This window comes from Corynebacterium ammoniagenes DSM 20306 (genome assembly GCF_001941425.1).
Lineage (GTDB): Bacteria > Actinomycetota > Actinomycetes > Mycobacteriales > Mycobacteriaceae > Corynebacterium > Corynebacterium ammoniagenes.
The window spans coordinates 51,325-66,863 of sequence record NZ_CP009244.1; the positions used below are offsets into that span (position 1 = coordinate 51,325).

General features: G+C 63.4%; 13 protein-coding genes and 2 pseudogenes. 7 read left to right on the forward strand and 8 right to left on the reverse strand.

The window, feature by feature from the left end; all coding sequences use genetic code 11:
* The first annotated feature begins 134 nt into the window (after positions 1-134).
* From CAMM_RS00270 to CAMM_RS00280, 3 genes and pseudogenes are all read left to right on the forward strand, one after another.
* A complete protein-coding gene (locus CAMM_RS00270; protein ID WP_003848336.1) occupies positions 135-392 on the forward strand; it encodes a metal-sensitive transcriptional regulator in 258 nt (85 codons plus the stop codon).
* Positions 393-461: 69 nt separating this feature from the next.
* A complete protein-coding gene (locus tag CAMM_RS00275) occupies positions 462-887 on the forward strand; it encodes a DUF302 domain-containing protein (RefSeq protein ID WP_003848333.1) in 426 nt (141 codons plus the stop codon).
* 257 nt (positions 888-1,144) lie between these two features.
* Positions 1,145-1,865, forward strand: a pseudogene (locus CAMM_RS00280) (IS6 family transposase).
* Between the two features lie 109 nt (positions 1,866-1,974).
* Here the strand turns inward: CAMM_RS00280 and lnt are convergent.
* From lnt to CAMM_RS00315, 7 genes are all read right to left on the reverse strand, one after another.
* Positions 1,975-3,444, reverse strand: coding sequence for an apolipoprotein N-acyltransferase (gene lnt / locus CAMM_RS00285; protein ID WP_003848396.1), 1,470 nt, complete (start codon positions 3,442-3,444; stop codon positions 1,975-1,977).
* A 230-nt stretch (positions 3,445-3,674) separates the two neighbouring features.
* Positions 3,675-4,706, reverse strand: a complete 1,032-nt coding sequence (gene ccsB / locus CAMM_RS00290; protein WP_003848398.1) for a c-type cytochrome biogenesis protein CcsB — start codon at positions 4,704-4,706, stop codon at positions 3,675-3,677.
* Positions 4,707-4,739: 33 nt separating this feature from the next.
* Positions 4,740-6,419, reverse strand: a complete 1,680-nt coding sequence (gene resB, locus CAMM_RS00295; RefSeq protein ID WP_075722089.1) for a cytochrome c biogenesis protein ResB — start codon at positions 6,417-6,419, stop codon at positions 4,740-4,742.
* Between the two features lie 96 nt (positions 6,420-6,515).
* Positions 6,516-7,331 carry a cytochrome c biogenesis CcdA family protein gene (locus tag CAMM_RS00300; RefSeq protein WP_003848401.1) on the reverse strand — a complete coding sequence of 272 codons (816 nt, stop codon included), beginning with the start codon at positions 7,329-7,331 and terminating at the stop codon, positions 6,516-6,518.
* Positions 7,328-7,942, reverse strand: a complete 615-nt coding sequence (locus CAMM_RS00305; protein ID WP_003848403.1) for a TlpA family protein disulfide reductase — start codon at positions 7,940-7,942, stop codon at positions 7,328-7,330. The genes CAMM_RS00300 and CAMM_RS00305 overlap by 4 nt, the downstream gene beginning before the upstream one ends.
* 149 nt (positions 7,943-8,091) lie before the next feature.
* Complete coding sequence (locus CAMM_RS00310) at positions 8,092-9,600, reverse strand: multicopper oxidase family protein (protein WP_003848406.1); 1,509 nt, start codon at positions 9,598-9,600, stop codon at positions 8,092-8,094.
* A gap of 82 nt (positions 9,601-9,682) precedes the next feature.
* Positions 9,683-10,258, reverse strand: coding sequence for a CueP family metal-binding protein (locus CAMM_RS00315; RefSeq protein ID WP_040355979.1), 576 nt, complete (start codon positions 10,256-10,258; stop codon positions 9,683-9,685).
* 403 nt (positions 10,259-10,661) lie between these two features.
* On the opposite strand from CAMM_RS00315, the gene CAMM_RS00320 reads away from it, so the two are divergent.
* From CAMM_RS00320 to CAMM_RS00335, 4 genes are all read left to right on the forward strand, one after another.
* Positions 10,662-11,384 carry a response regulator transcription factor gene (locus CAMM_RS00320; RefSeq protein ID WP_003859491.1) on the forward strand — a complete coding sequence of 241 codons (723 nt, stop codon included), beginning with the start codon at positions 10,662-10,664 and terminating at the stop codon, positions 11,382-11,384.
* On the forward strand, positions 11,381-12,529 hold the full coding sequence (locus CAMM_RS00325; RefSeq protein WP_003848414.1) for a sensor histidine kinase: 1,149 nt from the start codon (positions 11,381-11,383) through the stop codon (positions 12,527-12,529). The genes CAMM_RS00320 and CAMM_RS00325 overlap by 4 nt, the downstream gene beginning before the upstream one ends.
* A gap of 110 nt (positions 12,530-12,639) precedes the next feature.
* A complete protein-coding gene (locus tag CAMM_RS00330) occupies positions 12,640-12,972 on the forward strand; it encodes a heavy-metal-associated domain-containing protein (protein WP_003848416.1) in 333 nt (110 codons plus the stop codon).
* A gap of 50 nt (positions 12,973-13,022) precedes the next feature.
* Entirely contained in the window at positions 13,023-15,200 is a 2,178-nt protein-coding gene (locus CAMM_RS00335) for a copper-translocating P-type ATPase (RefSeq protein WP_040355983.1), read from the forward strand.
* Between the two features lie 111 nt (positions 15,201-15,311).
* Here CAMM_RS00335 and CAMM_RS00340 read toward each other — a convergent pair.
* Positions 15,312-15,539 (reverse strand): annotated as a pseudogene (locus CAMM_RS00340) (fructose-bisphosphate aldolase); the annotation flags it as partial.

Sequence of the window (15,539 nt, forward strand, 5' to 3'; positions counted from 1 at the left end):
TCAAGGCTGTTACTGGGAGCTTCACCCAGTCTGCCATATACCCCCCGGGGTATGCAAGATACGGGTGCGGGTATGCAAAATGCCCCTCTCCGTATAGGGTGAGAGTACGTTTCCACCCTGCACAAGGAGTCCTGATGCAACTCGAATCCAGCGAAATGAAGCCGGTTATCAACCGCCTCAAGCGCGCCCAAGGGCAGCTTTCTGCCGTGGTGCGCATGCTTGAGGAGGGGGGCGAGTGCAAGGAGGTTGTCACCCAACTCTCGGCGGCGACCAAGGCGCTCGACCGGGCGGGTTTTGCGATCATCGCCACCGGACTCGAGCAGTGTTTGACCAACCCGGAGGAGTCGATGGACAAAAAGGAAATGGAGAAGCTCTTCCTCTCCCTTGCGTGATCCGCCAGCCACTGTCAGGCTGGGGCGTGATGTCAGTGCCGAGTTCACCTATGTTTAAGGAGTCAGAGCATGTCCTACACCCACAGTATCACCGTGTCCCTGTCCTACAAGGACGCTGTCACACGTACCCGTGCGGCCCTGGCTGAGCACGGATTCGGCGTACTCAGCGAGATCGATGTCCGTGCCACTTTCGATAAGAAACTCGGAACCGACGCCGCCGAGGCAGTGGGAGACTACGTCATTCTCGGCGCCTGCAACCCCACCCTGGCCAGTAAAGCCCTGGCCGCGGAACCGGAGCTGGGGGCTTTGCTGCCGTGCAACGTTGTTGTCCGGCGGGGCCCAGGGGATGACGGGACTACCGTCGAGGCGATCGACCCGCAGACCATGGTGAAACTAGGCGAAAGTGACCAGGTCCGGGAGGTCGCCGCCGACGCTGACGCCCGGCTCCAGGCAGCGTTGGCCGACATCGCCGGGGGCAATGAGTCCGGCTCCTGATCCGGTGGCCAGTTAGGCCACACCCCAATAGGGCAGTTTTAGAATTTCTGTCGCCCTAGCGTGGTCGACCCCCTGCGGCAGCGGTCTTTCACAACTTCATAGGCGGTTCAGTTGATGCCGGTGAGGAAACCTAGAGAGGCCCTAGGAGCACGGGGGATGAGCTTATTAAAGGCCGAAGGCGCCGCCGCTGACGAGGATGAAGAGGTGCTGTTGCAAAGTTGGGGCAGTAGGAAGATCGACGTGAAATAATCACAGCCATGGGTATCTTCTCCGGTCGTCATTTCCCCCGTGACATCATTCTGTGGGCAGTGCGGTGGTACTGCCGCTACGGGGTGAGCTACCGCGATCTGGAGGAAATGATGACTTCAGCGGGGCGTGCCGGTCGATCACACCACGATCTACCGCTGGGTCCAGAAATATGCCCCTGAGCTGGACAAGCAAACACGGTGGTACCGGCAGGTACCTGACTGGCAGGCCAGTTCCTGGCGGGTGGATGAGACCTATATCCGGGTCGGCGGCAGGTGGTGCTACCTCTATCGGGCGATCACCGCCGGTGGCCAGACCCTGGACTTTTACCTCTCTCCGAAGCGGAACGTGGCCGCAGCGAAGCGTTTCCTGGCCAAGACGCTGCGATCGAATACGACAGCCGGGTCCCCGCGGGTCATCAACACCGACAAGGCACCAGCTCTGGCCAAGGCAATATCCGAGCTGAAGGCGGAGGGAATCTGCCCGCCAACAGTGGAACACCGGCAGGTGAAATACCTCAACAACATCCTGGAAGGCGACCATGGTCGGCTGAAGCGGATCCTCGGGCCGAAGGGCGCGTTTAAGAACCGGACATCTGCATATCGGACGTTGAAAGGGATGGAGGCGATGCACTCATTGCGGAAAGGCCAGGGCACGATGTTTGACCTCACGGGCACCCGCCTCAGACCGCAGAGACGCTTCTCACTCATCGCCGACACAGCCCGGACTTGATAGCTTCTCCAGGCAGGGCAGACCGGGGCACAGGGGAGGCAGTCCGTGCTCGTCATATATGGGGGCGGCGAGCGTCCCGCCAACGAGGAGCAGGTGCCGTAATCCACGTTTAGTGGGATACTTCCGTAACCTGCCTTCTCCTGCGCCAGCTGACGAGGCCGGTAACCGCAGGCCATGCAAGAGCCAGCATCGCGAGAACCAACAGGGGCGTATCCCCCATGCGCGCATACGGCGTCAAACCAGTATGAAGGGGAACGGTTGCCGTCAGCAGTTCGTTCGTGCCCAGGCCACTGAGTTGTGAGACTGTGCCGTCGGGCTGGATAACTGCGGAGTATCCGGTGGGGGCAGCCTGGAGAACGGTGCGGCCAAACTCGCGGGCACGCATCTGGGATGCGGCCACTTCAATTGCAGGTACTTCCTCGGTCACAAAAGACGCGGCGTTGGTCGGTGCGAGGAGTAGCTGCCCACCATTGCGAACGGCATCGGCGACCCGGTCGGCGAAGAAGACCTCATAAGAAATGACGATCCCCAATCGTGGTGTCCCGCTGGGATCGAGCACCGCCGGTCCCTCTCCGGCAATGGCGTCGCGGGGGATGAACCGTGCGTCCTCGCTGAGTCGTTCAATCAGATTGCGCATAGGGATGTACTCGCCGAACGGCACACGATGATGCTTCTCATAGCGTCCTAACCGGGTCCCGTCCGGTCCCCACACTATGGATGCGTTCCGGAAATGTTGATCCTCGGATTCGGTAATTCCGACAACGATGTTCGTGTCGAGTTGCCTGGCCAGTTCAGCGAAAGCTGCATCAACGCGCGTCCCGTCGATTGAGCCGTCGATATTGACGACGTTTTCGGGCAGCAGAACCAGATCAGGGTCCCCGGTGATATCTTCGGCAGCCTGTAGGTGCTGGCGGGTCGTATCAAACGGATCGGTATTGACCGCGCGAAGCCCGCGGGGGCCTCCACCCTGCACGAGCACGACGTCAAGGCTGCCTTCTGCCGTATCATCTACGATCGTTGGCGCGAACGCCGGTACCGCGAGTACCACGACCACTGCGACCACGGATGCTGCACGGGCTCGTCTCGGCCCGAAGATGACAGCGGTAACAACGGCCCCCGCAACTGCGGCCAACGCGGTCACCAGGAGAGTCCCACCCAGGGGCGCTGCCGCCATGAAAGGACCATCGGTCTGGCTGTATCCGAAAGCGGACAGCGGGAAACCGCCGAACGGGAACCGGTGCTGCACAGCCTCCAATAACACTAGGGCAGCAGGGGTGAGCAGCCACCAGCCCGACCAGCGGCTGCGAAAAGCCGCCTCGTTAGGCGATACCGCGGCAACCAGCATTAACAGTAGCGCCTGAACGGCAACAACAGCAGCGTATCCGGCAGTGTTGAAGTCGGTGAGCCAGTGCAGAGCAAGAGCGTAGTGCACCACCCCGCCCAACCCACCGAGCCACAAACGGTTACGTAGTGGTTGACCTGCCAAAGCCAGCATGAACATAGTCACGCCCACCGGGAACAGCACCCACCAACCGCGTGGCGGCAGCGCCAGCCACCAGACCACCGCAGCTCCCATCATGAGCGCGGTGGGACCGGCCAATCTGCGCCAGTTATCGCCGGCTATCCCCCGGGAAAGACGTGAGACTGTCACGTCTGCTGCAGTACTAGCCTTCACCGGAGATCACGGCCTTCTTCGGGTTGCTGCTCAGTTGTGAATATATGCCCAATCCTTCGAGTCATGTGACAGCAACTTTCAGTACTTTCCCAGTGGATCTGGGGGTGTTCGGCAAAGCGTTGACGAATCCGGATTTAGTTCAGGCCGGCGTAGGAGTGCAGGCCGGAGACGACCAGGTTGATGAAAAACAGGTTGAAGATTATCGTGGCCAGGGCCAGGATATTGATCCACGCGGCCTTGTGATCGCGCCACCCGGCCGTGGCACGGGCATGCAGGTAGGCGGCATAGAGCACCCAGGAGATAAAGGATGCGGTCTCCTTCGGATCCCATCCCCAAAACCGGCCCCACGAGACCTCCGCCCAGATCGCACCCAGAACAATGCCCAACCCCAGCACGGGCAACGTAATGATGGCGGATTTGTAGGCTAAGGCGTCGAGTTTCTTCGCATTAGGAAGCGGCTTGGCCACCGCACCAAAAAAGCCACGTTCTTTGCCCAGAGGTTGCCACATGCGCAGGAGGTAGAGCAGGGAGGCGATACCGGAGACGATGCCAATCGCCGCGCCCAGGGAGACGGTGGAGACGTGAACCGGTAGCCAGTAGGACTGTAGGGCAGGGACGACCGGGGCGGAGTCGGAGTAGAGGCTGGTGCCTGCGAAGAACAGCAGGACGAGGATGGGGACCAGCAGCCAGGGCCAGACGCTGCGCCATTCGCGGTGTTGAATGACGATCGCGGCGGCGATCATCGCCAGCACGCAGATCATGGAGATGTATTCGTACATATTTCCCAGCGGGAAGCGGTAGGTGGCTAGACCGCGCAGGACCACAGACATGAGGTGGATGGCCGCACCGACCCACACCAGGGCTTGGGTCATTCCGCCGAATTTGTGGGCGGAGGATTCTTTGGCCGCGAAGTGTTCATCGGTGAGTGGGGTGTCTGCGGCGGCAGTATCCTCATCGGGACTGTCAGTGAGGTCAGTGGTGCTGGCGCCGGTGCGCACGGCGACACGTTCGGGTTCTGCGATATGTTCGCGCAGTCGTCGGGCGTCAATGACCCCCTGCATCTTCACGTAGAAGATCAGGGAGAGCACCAGGGCGAGCAGGTAGACCACGAACGCGGTCTGGAAGGCAGTATCAGAGAAGGCGGAGAGAGTCTGATTGACAGGCATGAAGGCACGATTCCTTAGAATTGAAGGTGGGTATTACTGACTGGGGTGGGTAACCGACACTGGGGTAGCCTCCTCGGCGTCCTCATCGATGTCGTCGGGGTCGGGCAGCCCGAGCAACTCACGGTGGATGTCATCGAACTCGCTGCCCCAGCCAGCCCGGTCAGTCCGGGCTAGGCCGGCTATCTCTACGACGGTTGCGGTGCCATCAGCGGAAGGCTGCAGACGGATCCAGATACGCCGGCGCTTGATGACCAGAGAGCCGATGAGAGAGGCGAGCATGATCACGGTGGTCACCAGCACCCACGGTTGGAAGGGGTCGTGGCTGATCTGGTAATTGGCGAACTCGCTGGCCCCGTCAAAGGTGACGGTCGTACCGTCATCCAGGGTTACCTCCTCCCCCTGTTGAAGGTTGACGCGTTCGATTCGTTGCAGCTGTCCGTTGGCAATCAGCGTGTCGTCGAGTTCGAAGATGGACTGGGCACGGCCGGTGTCGAGGCCAGCGTCACCGCGGTAGATGTCAATGGCCACGGCCGGATCCCGCATCGCCGGATACGATGAGGTCAGCAGTTGACCGTTGTCCCCGCCCCACTCGGCGGTGGGGGCAAAGAGTCCCTCCAGCGCGATTTGGTTTTGCCGGCGTTCAAAGAGATCGGGATACATCCCGGCCGGTGGGTCAAACCGCATCGCACCAGAGGACAGGAAGAAGGTCGGATCTTCGGGGCCGAATTGCAGGGTCTGCGTGCGGGTTTCACCGTTGGGCCAGGTCACCGTGAAGGTGGGGGCATATCCGTGGCCCATCAGATAGATCCGGTCGCCGGCCACCCGCAGCGGGTGGTTGACCTGCAATTGGTAGTCGGTCCACTCCTCCTTCGGTGTGAGGATGTCGTCGCCGATGGCATAGGAGATATTGGAGGTAAACATCTCCGCCTGGCCATTGGGCAGGTAGTCGGCGGAAAAGTCGTGGGCGTCGAAGCAAAACGTGGTCAGTCCCGTGCCGTCGAAGGTCGGGCCAGCCCGGAACGAATCGAAGTTGGCGGTGGAGGTATTGCAGAACTCGGTGCTCTGTTCGATCGGCGGGGTCTCGTAGTTACCGGATTCGGTGACGATGATGACCATGCCCTCGTAGTAGACCATCCGACCGGCGGCGATCGTGACGAGCATGCCCACCAGCGAAAGATGGAACAGGAGGTTAGCCAGCTCCCGGGTATAACCGCGCTCCGCGGCGAGGGAAAACACCCCTGCCCGGTCCTGGTTCGGCTGATACTCGGCGACCTTCCATCTCTTCAGTCGTCGGTGAGCATGTGCGGTGACCTCTGATATCGGCTTGTCGATCATGCCGGTGGCATGTAATGGCAACCGGGCCAGGCTTTTCGGTGCCCGGGTCGGTGGGGTTTTCATCGCCTGGTAGTGGTCCCAGGAGCGTGGCAGGATACAGCCGACCAGGGAGATGGTCAGCAGCATGAAAATGGAATTGAACCAGGTGGATTCGAAGACGTCGAACAGCTGCAGTTGGTCGTAGATTTCCGCTAGGCGGCCGTTGTTGGCGATGTAGTCGGCGACGTTGCCTTGATTGAGGCTGCGCTGGGGCAATATGGTGCCAGGGATCGCTGCGATGGCGAGGACGAACAGCAGGACTAGCGCGGTGCGCATGCTGGTCAGCCAGTGCCAGGCCTTCTTCGGATACGTCCATAGGGTGCGCATCAGGGTGGTCATGAGTGTTCCTCTTCCAGACCCCAGCCGGCACCGGGCGGTAACGGCTGCAGGGATGGGGATTAAGTCGGTGTGACCGGTGGGGTGACCGGTCAGGTGTTAGATCAAGGTGGCGCCATATTCGACGGTCCACTGGCGTACCCAGTTGATGAAGTACGCCCACGCCCCGCTGGCCAGGGCAATGCCGACGGCGACCATGAGCACCCCGCCGAACATCTGGATCTTGCGTGAGTGGCGTCGCAGCCAGCCGACGGTGCGCATTGCGCGCGCCGAGCCGAAGGCCATGAGCAAAAACGGCAGTCCCAGGCCCAGGCAGTAGCCGAGGATGAGGATGACCCCACGCACGGCGGTCATACCCTCGGTGCCAGCCGAGACAGAGATGATCGCCGCGAGCGTGGGCCCCAGACACGGGGTCCATCCCAGAGCGAAGACCCCGCCTAACAGTGGGGCTCCCAGCCAGGTGGACCACTTCTTCGGAGCCATGCGGGTATCACGCTGCAGGGCAGGGACCATGCCCATGAACGTCAGCCCCATGAGGATGGTGGTCACCCCACCGATGCGCATCAGGGCCTCGGCATTGAGCGTGAGCATGCTGATCGCCCCGAAGACGGTGACCGTGGCCAACACGAAGACGACCGTGAAGCCAAGGATGAACAACCCGGCGGCACCGGCCACGGCCCACTGGCGTTTTTTGGTCACCACGGAGCCGTGTTCGGAGTCATAGCTGACCTCGCCGCCGACCACACTGGCCAGATACGACATATAACCAGGGACCAGCGGGACCACACACGGGGAGGCAAACGAGACGAGGCCAGCGGCAGCAGCAGCGAGGATGCCGATCAGCAGCGGCCCGGTGGCCGCAACGTCAGCGAACTGCTGGCCGATCGCCAGCTGTGCCATCACATCAACGGTCATGGTGCTGGTGCCTCCTTAGCCAGTGGGAGGGCGACGTCGAGGACGTCCTCGGCGTCGACCTCCCGGAGGAACACCGCTGCGGGGCGGTGCTGCTTGTCCAGGATGATCGTGGTCGGGATGACCGAGGTCGGTATCCCTCCCAGGGCCACGGCGGTACGAAACGGCGGGTCGTAGATTGAGGGGTAGGTCACACCGTTGTCGAGTTTGAAGTCCTGGGCGATGGTCTGGTTGTAGTCACGGACGTTGATGCCCAGCACCGTGCCACCGAGGGGGTCGAGAGTCTCCTGGACAAGCTGCAGGTCATCGACTTCCGCCCGACACGGTGCACACCACTGGCCCCAAGCGTTGAGGACGACGACCTCGCCTTCAAAATCAGACAGGCTGATCTCCTCACCCTCCTCCATCAGCGACGGGCCGGAGAAGTCCGGCAGCGGGGCACGTTCCTCCTCTGCGTAGATAATCTCGGTTTGGCCTCCTGGTGAGTGGAACTGGAAGGTGCCCCCGACGGCGACGGCGTTTCGGGCGCCGTCGCCTGAGGAACAGGCCGTCAGGGTCACGGCGGTGAGCACCGCGGCAACCGCTGTGGCGGCTCTGCGGGGTGTGCTCGGCATGGATTAGATCTCCTTATTCCGGGGCGGTGGGGAAGAAGACGGTGTTCTGGTTGTCCCGGAAGACCACAACACCGAGGAAGGTCATCGTGCTGCCCGGTGGGTGGTCTGCAGCGACCCAGCTCACCCCAGCGACCGACCATGCTGTGGGGTTAGGCGTACCGCAGGGAACTCATCATCCCGGTTTCCTGGTGATAAGCGTTGTGGCAGTGAAACGCCCACTCACCGGGGTTGTCGGCGATCAAGTCCGCGTCCACCGTTTCGCCGGGGAGAATGAGGACAGTGTCCTTGCGCAGGCCGCTACTTCCGGGAAGAGCCCAGGTATGCCCGTGCAGGTGCATCGGATGGGGCATGGCCGTGGGGTTGTGCATCCGCATCCGCAGGCGTTGGCCTTCTTGAACTGTGCCCGGGGAATCAGCACCGTCGATGCGCAGTCCCCACTGGTAAGGCATCATCTGGCCGGTTAATTCGACCTCTGTTTCCTTATCCACGTCACCGGCCGGGAGCAGGGCTCGTTCCGCCGGCTCAAAGGACGTCAAGAAGGTACCGGGGGCAGTGAGTTCGGGGAAGGTAGTCTCTGGTGCGGGGGTCTGGCCCGCGGCGGTCCGGATGACGGCAAACGCCCGGTCGTCCTTGCCGGCGGCCAGGGCGGTCAGGGGAAAGACACCATCACCGAGTACCACCTCCACGTCGACACGCTCACCCATCGAGAGGTAGAACGACTCGATGTCGTGGGGACGGACCGGGAAACCGTCGACGTGGGTGACGGTCATGCGGTGGCCACCGAGAGCCACCTTGAAGATGGTGTCACCGCCGGAGTTGATAAACCGCAGGCGGGCTTTATCCCCCGGTCGGGCATTAAACGTTCGGTGCGCCCGGGGAATGCGTCCGTTGATGAGGTAGTGCGGATACATGACATCACCGGCATCTCCGCCCAGAGCCGGATCGGGCGTGCCGTGGGCCATCATGCCCCCCTCACCACCCATATCCATCCCGCCGTGGCCACCCATGTCCATGTTTCCGTGTCCGCCCATGTCCATCCCCGTCAACATGGTCAGCTGATCTTCGGGACTGCTGCCGTCGATGCCGTCCAGCCAGTCGTCGAGCACGATGGTCCATTCGACGTCCTGATCCTCTGCGTCGTCCGGGTCGCGGACGATCAGAGGGGCGTGCAGACCCCGGTCGAGTTGTAGGCCGCTGTGGGAGTGGTAGAAGTAGGTGCCACCGTGGGGGACTTCAAAAACATAGGAGAAAGACTCGCCAGGTTCAATGGGGTCCTGGGTCATGCCGGGCACACCGTCGGCTGCGTTGTGGAGTGCGATGCCATGCCAGTGGATGGAGGTGCTCTCAGGCAGTTCATTGGTGATGTCGACCTGGAGGACGTCGCCGGCGGTGGCCTCAATGGCCGCATCCCCGGTGTCAGAGACGTATCCCCACGTCTTGGCTTCGATGCCGCCGATATCCAGAGAGAGGGGCCGGGCGGTCAGTGTCCGGCGCACCGTCGGCTCACCGAGCGCAGTGGGGGTGGGAGTGGGGCGAAGGGAGGGACCTGGTGCCGAGGCAGCGGGTCCAGGGTCGCTGGTGCAGGCGGCCAGGGCGCCGGTGCCGGCGAGTACGAGCCCGCCGAGCAGAACCTGTCGCCGGGAAAAATTACTTGTCATGGTTAAACCGTCCTTGGTGCAAGTCTGAGTGACACAGGGGAAGGATCAGGGGAAGGATCAGGGGAAACCCACTGCTGAGGCATCAGGTCAGGCGCAGGTCCGTGACACAGGTGGCCCCGTCCTCGGTGGTGGAGAACTCGGTGACACCGGTGCGCCCCTGATGGGTGATCTCGATGGTGCCGGTGGCCTCATCGGGGATCCAGAAGCCGACAAACCCGTTGTCGAAGGTGGTGGTTTGCTCATCGATCAGGACCTCGCCGGTCGCTTCATCGGTGATCGTGACCTGGATATCCTCATTGTCGAGTTCCCCCAGGCAGGTCGTGAGGCTGTGGTAGAAGCAGTCGTGGGTGGAGGTGATATACGGAGCAACCGAGACATACGTCTGATTGTCGGGAAGATCGACCACGACTTCCTGGTCATCGCTCGAGAGCAGCAGTTCATCGGCACGCACGGAGGCGATCAGATCCGTGGGACGCTCAGTGACCTTCTGCCGGTCGAGGTGATCAATGATCTCCACCGCGTCCATGGCGGCCAGGCCATGGGTAGTCAGGAATGTATCCTGGGACACCGTCCCGTTGGCGGTGGGTTCCGGGTCGGCGGCCGAACACCCCGTGAGGGCGAGGGTAAGGGCGGCGGCTGCGATCGCTGCTCGTTTCACGTCAATCTCCTTGGATCGTGGTAAGACCGTGAGAAGACACCGCCTCAAGGTCGATGCCATACCTTTTCTAGCACGGGTGCCTGACGGCCCAGAAATCAAAAACCCTGCTCACAGCCTTATAACAGGGCGAAAAGGGGGTGACTCCGGTGGGCTGGGTCACCACCGGGACACCACCCCACAGCCGTGGGCGATGTCCTTCTACCCGCCCCGGGTATGCGGTGCAGGCAGTGAAATCCCTGGTGGCGCCTGCTGAACTGACCAGGGGAGGCGATGCCGCCGGCCCGGGGTGGGGCACAGGGGTGACGGCGGTCGAAGGGTGATGTTTGAAGATTTGATGAAGGTTTCCCCGCAGGGCACTGAGCGAGGGTGGTATTCTCCCCTGGCCGGAGCGATACTGGGGTCTATGGCTGACCGCACACCGACCACCGCCACGCCCCCGGGGCGGGTGTTGGTCGTCGATGATGAACAACCCCTGGCTCAGATGGTGGCCTCCTACCTCATCCGGGCCGGCTTCGATACCCGCCAGGCGCACACCGGCACCCAGGCCGTGGACGAGGCCCGTCGCTTTTCCCCCGATGTTGTGGTGCTGGATCTGGGGCTGCCCGAACTCGATGGCCTGGAGGTGTGCCGACGGATCCGCACCTTCTCGGACTGCTACATCCTCATGCTCACCGCGCGTGGCAGCGAGGACGACAAGATTAGCGGTTTGACCCTGGGGGCGGATGACTACATCACCAAACCTTTTAGCATCCGGGAACTGGTGACCCGGGTGCATGCGGTGCTGCGCCGCCCGCGCACCAGCACCACCCCACCGCAGGTGACCACCCCCTTGATCGTTGGTGACCTCATCCTTGACCCCGTCGCCCATCAGGTGCGGGTGGGGGAGACGACCGTGGAGCTCACCCGCACGGAGTTCGAGCTGCTGGTTGCCCTGGCCCTGCGCCCCGGCCAGGTGCTGACCCGCCACGACCTGGTCACCGAGGTCTGGGACACCACCTGGGTCGGTGATGAACGCATCGTCGATGTCCACATCGGCAACTTGCGTCGCAAGCTCGGCACCGACACGCGGGGCCGGGGGTTTATCGACACCGTGCGTGGCGTGGGCTACCGGGTGGGGCAGCCATGAATCACGGACCCGGCCTGACCTTCCGCTTCCTGGCCGCCCAGGTGTTGGTCGTGGTGATTAGCCTGCTGGTTGCCGCGGCCGTGGCCACGGTGGTGGGCCCGACCCTGTTCCATGATCATATGTTGATGACCGGCCGGGAGGACCCCTCGCTGGAGCTGTTCCATGCCGAGCAGGCCTACCGGGACGCCAACCTGATCACCCTGGCCGTCGCCCTGCCCACCGCCTTGATCAGCGCCCTGCTGGCTAGCCTGTGGTTATCGCGTCGCCTGCGCACCCCCCTGCAGGATCTCACCCGCGCCGCTACCAGCCTGACGGCCGGCAACTACCGTATCCGCGTGCCTGCCGGAGAAGCAGGCCCCGAGGTCACCACCCTGGCGCATTCCTTCAACACCATGGCCGACCGGCTGGAACACACCGAACAGGTCCGCCGCCAGATGCTCTCTGATCTGGCCCACGAAATGGGCACCCCCTTATCGGTGCTCACGGTCTACCTCGATGGTCTCCAGGACGGGGTCGTGGACTGGAATAATGCCACCCACACGATCATGGCTGACCAACTCACCCGCCTGACCCGGTTGATGGAAGACATCGACGATGTCTCCCGGGCCCAGGAACACCGGATCGATTTGGACCTGGCGGAGGAAGGGCTCGGGGATCTGCTCCATACCGCCGCTGCTGCCGCGGGGGAAGCTTATGCTGACAAAGGCGTCGATTTACAGGTCGAGACCATTACGGACACCGCCCGGGTGCTCGTGGACCGGCAACGCTTCGGCCAGGTGATGAGCAATCTCCTGTCGAACGCGCTACGGCACACCCCGGCCGGCGGGCAGGTCCGGATCAGCGTCCACCGACAGGGGGCGTCCACCGCGCTCATCCACGTCGCCGATGACGGCGAGGGCATCCCACCTGGCCAGCTCGGACACATCTTCGAACGCTTCTACCGGGGGGATGCCGCCCGCAGCCGGGACAATGGCGGGGCCGGTATCGGTCTGACCATCTCCAAGGCATTGATCGAGGCCCACGGCGGCACTCTCACCGCCACCTCTCCTGGCCCCGGTGCCGGATCGGTCTTCACCATCCGTCTTCCCCTGCACCAGGAAAACGTGTCCCTGATGCTCAGTGACCCCCACTCCCGGGGACAATAATTCTGATGACCTCGGCAGCGATCCGTATCAACCCCTGGACAATACCCCATAGGGGTATATAATGGGAGGGGAAACCCCGCCTGATCCCCCGATCCCACAGGAGCGATCCGATGACCGCCCCGACTTCCCCCTTGCTGCCGCTGGCCTCCGACGGTTGTGGATGCTGCGCGCCCTCTACGCCGTCCGCGACCGTCTCCGCCCCGGCCGTGGCCGCGGCAACCGACGCAACACCTGAAGGTCCCACCACCTACCAGGTCACAGGCATGACCTGCGGACACTGCGCCGGCAACGTCACCGAGGCGGTGAGCGCTCTGCCCCAGGTCGACGACGTCCAGGTCGACCTCATCGCCGGTGGGGTCTCCATCGTCACGGTCACGGGTTCCGTGCCCCTGGAAACCGTCCACCGGGCGATTGAGGAGACCGGCTACACCGTCTTGTCCTGATCGATTCGCCCATCATCTCGACCCCGACCGGGTTGAGCGGAAGGAACCTCATGAGCACTCCCCACCACCACGGTGATCACCCCGCTCCGGAAACAGACCACACCCACCACCCGAATCATGCCGGTCACGAGCACCATGCGGATGCCGCCACCCACGGCCAGGCCATGCCGCACGATCATCCGCATTCCACTGTCGATGAAGAACACCAGGTCCACGGTCACGGTGAACACGCCGGCCACAGCGCCGCGATGTTCCGGGACCGCTTCTGGTGGTCGCTGATCCTGTCGGTTCCGGTGGTGTTCTTCAGCCCGATGTTCGCCGACCTGCTGGGATATAATATTCCGGAGATTCCGGGAGCCTACTGGATTCCTCCGGTCCTGGGCACGATCATCTTCCTCTACGGCGGCACCCCCTTCCTCAAGGGCGCAATGACCGAGCTGAAATCCCGCCAACCGGGCATGATGCTCCTGATCGCCATGGCGATCACCGTGGCGTTTATCGCCTCCTGGGTCACCACCCTGGGGCTGGGCGGGTTCCACCTAGATTTCTGGTGGGAACTGGCCCTGCTGGTGACCATCATGCTGCTGGGCCACTGGCTGGAGATGCGCGCTCTTGGTGGAGCCTCCTCCGCGCTTGACGCGCTGGCAGCGCTCCTGCCCGATGAGGCCGAGAAGGTCGTCGACGGGACCACCCGCACCGTAGCGATCTCAGAGCTGGCCGTCGACGATGTCGTGCTGGTCCGAGCCGGTGCCCGCGTCCCGGCCGACGGGACCATCATCGACGGAGCGGCCGAATTCGATGAGGCCATGATCACCGGTGAATCCCGCCCCGTCTTCCGGGATACCGGTGAGACCGTGGTGGCCGGCACCGTGGCCACCGACAACACCGTCCGGGTCCGGGTGGAGGCCACCGGTGGGGACACCTCCCTGGCAGGCATCCAGCGCATGGTCGCCGATGCCCAGGCCTCCTCCTCCCGGGCCCAGGCCCTGGCCGATCGAGCCGCAGCCTTCCTGTTCTGGTTCGCCCTGATCGCGGCCCTGATCACCGCCGTGGTCTGGACCATCATCGGCAGCCCCGATGATGCCGTGGTCCGCGCGGTGACCGTGCTGATCATCGCCTGTCCGCACGCCCTGGGCCTGGCCATCCCCCTGGTCATCGCGATCTCCACCGAGCGGGCCGCGAAATCCGGGGTGCTCATCAAGGACCGGTTGGCCTTGGAGCACATGCGCACCATCGACGTGGTCTTGTTTGATAAGACCGGCACCCTGACCGAAGGCGCACACGCCGTCACCGACATCATGGCTGCCGACGGCATTACCGAGGGCGAGCTGCTGTCCCTGGCCGCCGCCGCCGAGGCCGATAGCGAGCATCCCGTGGCCCGGGCGATCGTGGCTTCCGCGGCCGCACACCCGGAGGCCTCACGCCGCCCACTGCGCGCAACCGGTTTCACCGCCGCCTCCGGCCGCGGGATCCGGGCCACTGTCGATGGCACCCAAATCCTCGTGGGTGGGCCGAACATGTTGCGCGAATTCAGTCTGACCATCCCGGGTGAGCTCACCGACATCACCGGTTCCTGGACGCAGCGAGGCGCCGGAGTGCTCCACGTCGTCCGCGACGGTGAGATCATCGGTGCCGTGGCCGTCGAGGACAAGATCCGCCCCGAATCCCGCGCGGCGGTGCGCGCCCTGCAGGCCCGCGGGGTGAAGGTGGCGATGATCACCGGTGACGCCACCCAGGTCGCCCAGGCAGTGGGCAAGGATCTGGGGATCGATGAGGTCTTCGCCGAGGTTCTGCCGCAGGACAAGGACACCAAGGTCACCCAGCTGCAGGAGCGCGGTCTGAGCGTGGCCATGGTCGGCGACGGTGTCAATGACGCCCCGGCCCTGGCCCGGGCCGAGGTCGGTATTGCGATTGGCGCGGGTACAGATGTGGCGATGGAGTCCGCCGGGGTGGTCCTGGCCAGTGATGATCCCCGGGCCGTGCTGTCGATGATCGAGCTCTCCCATGCCAGCTACCGCAAGATGGTCCAGAACCTGGTCTGGGCGACCGGGTACAACATCGTGGCCGTTCCCCTGGCCGCCGGTGTGCTCGCCCCTATCGGTGTGCTGCTTCCCCCGGCGGCCGCCGCCTTCTTGATGTCCCTGTCCACGATCATCGTCGCCCTCAACGCCCAGCTGCTACGCCGGATCGACCTGGACCCGGCTCACCTGGCTCCGACCGACGGCTAATTCCAGCAGGAGACACCCACCGCGGTGCCCGACCCAGATCGCTCATGTCCGGGTCGGGCACCGCTGTATAAGCAGTTGATCAGGCGCACCGCGCCTTCTCGGAAGGCGTAGTCAGGTGCGTGAGGCTTCCGCGATAGTGCCGATTGTTTCATCCAGGACAGCGTCGAATTCGCGGTCGTCCTGGGTGACGGTGAGCCCTTCGGTCAGGGCGCGGGAGAAACTGGCGATTATTCCGGGGTTGCGTGCCAGGCGAGCGTTAGCTTCCGCGCGGGAGTAGCCGTCTGATAGTGCCAGCACCCGGATCACCCGCCGATGTTCCACGAGCTCGCGGTAGAAGTC

Coding starts and splice junctions, on each gene's coding strand:
- CAMM_RS00270 (WP_003848336.1), top strand. CDS start 135: ATGCAACTCGAATCCAGCGAAATGAAGCCGGTTATCAACCGCCTCAAG.
- CAMM_RS00275 (WP_003848333.1), top strand. CDS start 462: ATGTCCTACACCCACAGTATCACCGTGTCCCTGTCCTACAAGGACGCT.
- lnt (WP_003848396.1), bottom strand. CDS start 3,444: ATGATGGGAGCTGCGGTGGTCTGGTGGCTGGCGCTGCCGCCACGCGGT.
- ccsB (WP_003848398.1), bottom strand. CDS start 4,706: ATGCCTGTCAATCAGACTCTCTCCGCCTTCTCTGATACTGCCTTCCAG.
- resB (WP_075722089.1), bottom strand. CDS start 6,419: ATGACCACCCTGATGCGCACCCTATGGACGTATCCGAAGAAGGCCTGG.
- CAMM_RS00300 (WP_003848401.1), bottom strand. CDS start 7,331: ATGACCGTTGATGTGATGGCACAGCTGGCGATCGGCCAGCAGTTCGCT.
- CAMM_RS00305 (WP_003848403.1), bottom strand. CDS start 7,942: ATGCCGAGCACACCCCGCAGAGCCGCCACAGCGGTTGCCGCGGTGCTC.
- CAMM_RS00310 (WP_003848406.1), bottom strand. CDS start 9,600: ATGACAAGTAATTTTTCCCGGCGACAGGTTCTGCTCGGCGGGCTCGTA.
- CAMM_RS00320 (WP_003859491.1), top strand. CDS start 10,662: ATGGCTGACCGCACACCGACCACCGCCACGCCCCCGGGGCGGGTGTTG.
- CAMM_RS00325 (WP_003848414.1), top strand. CDS start 11,381: ATGAATCACGGACCCGGCCTGACCTTCCGCTTCCTGGCCGCCCAGGTG.
- CAMM_RS00330 (WP_003848416.1), top strand. CDS start 12,640: ATGACCGCCCCGACTTCCCCCTTGCTGCCGCTGGCCTCCGACGGTTGT.
- CAMM_RS00335 (WP_040355983.1), top strand. CDS start 13,023: ATGAGCACTCCCCACCACCACGGTGATCACCCCGCTCCGGAAACAGAC.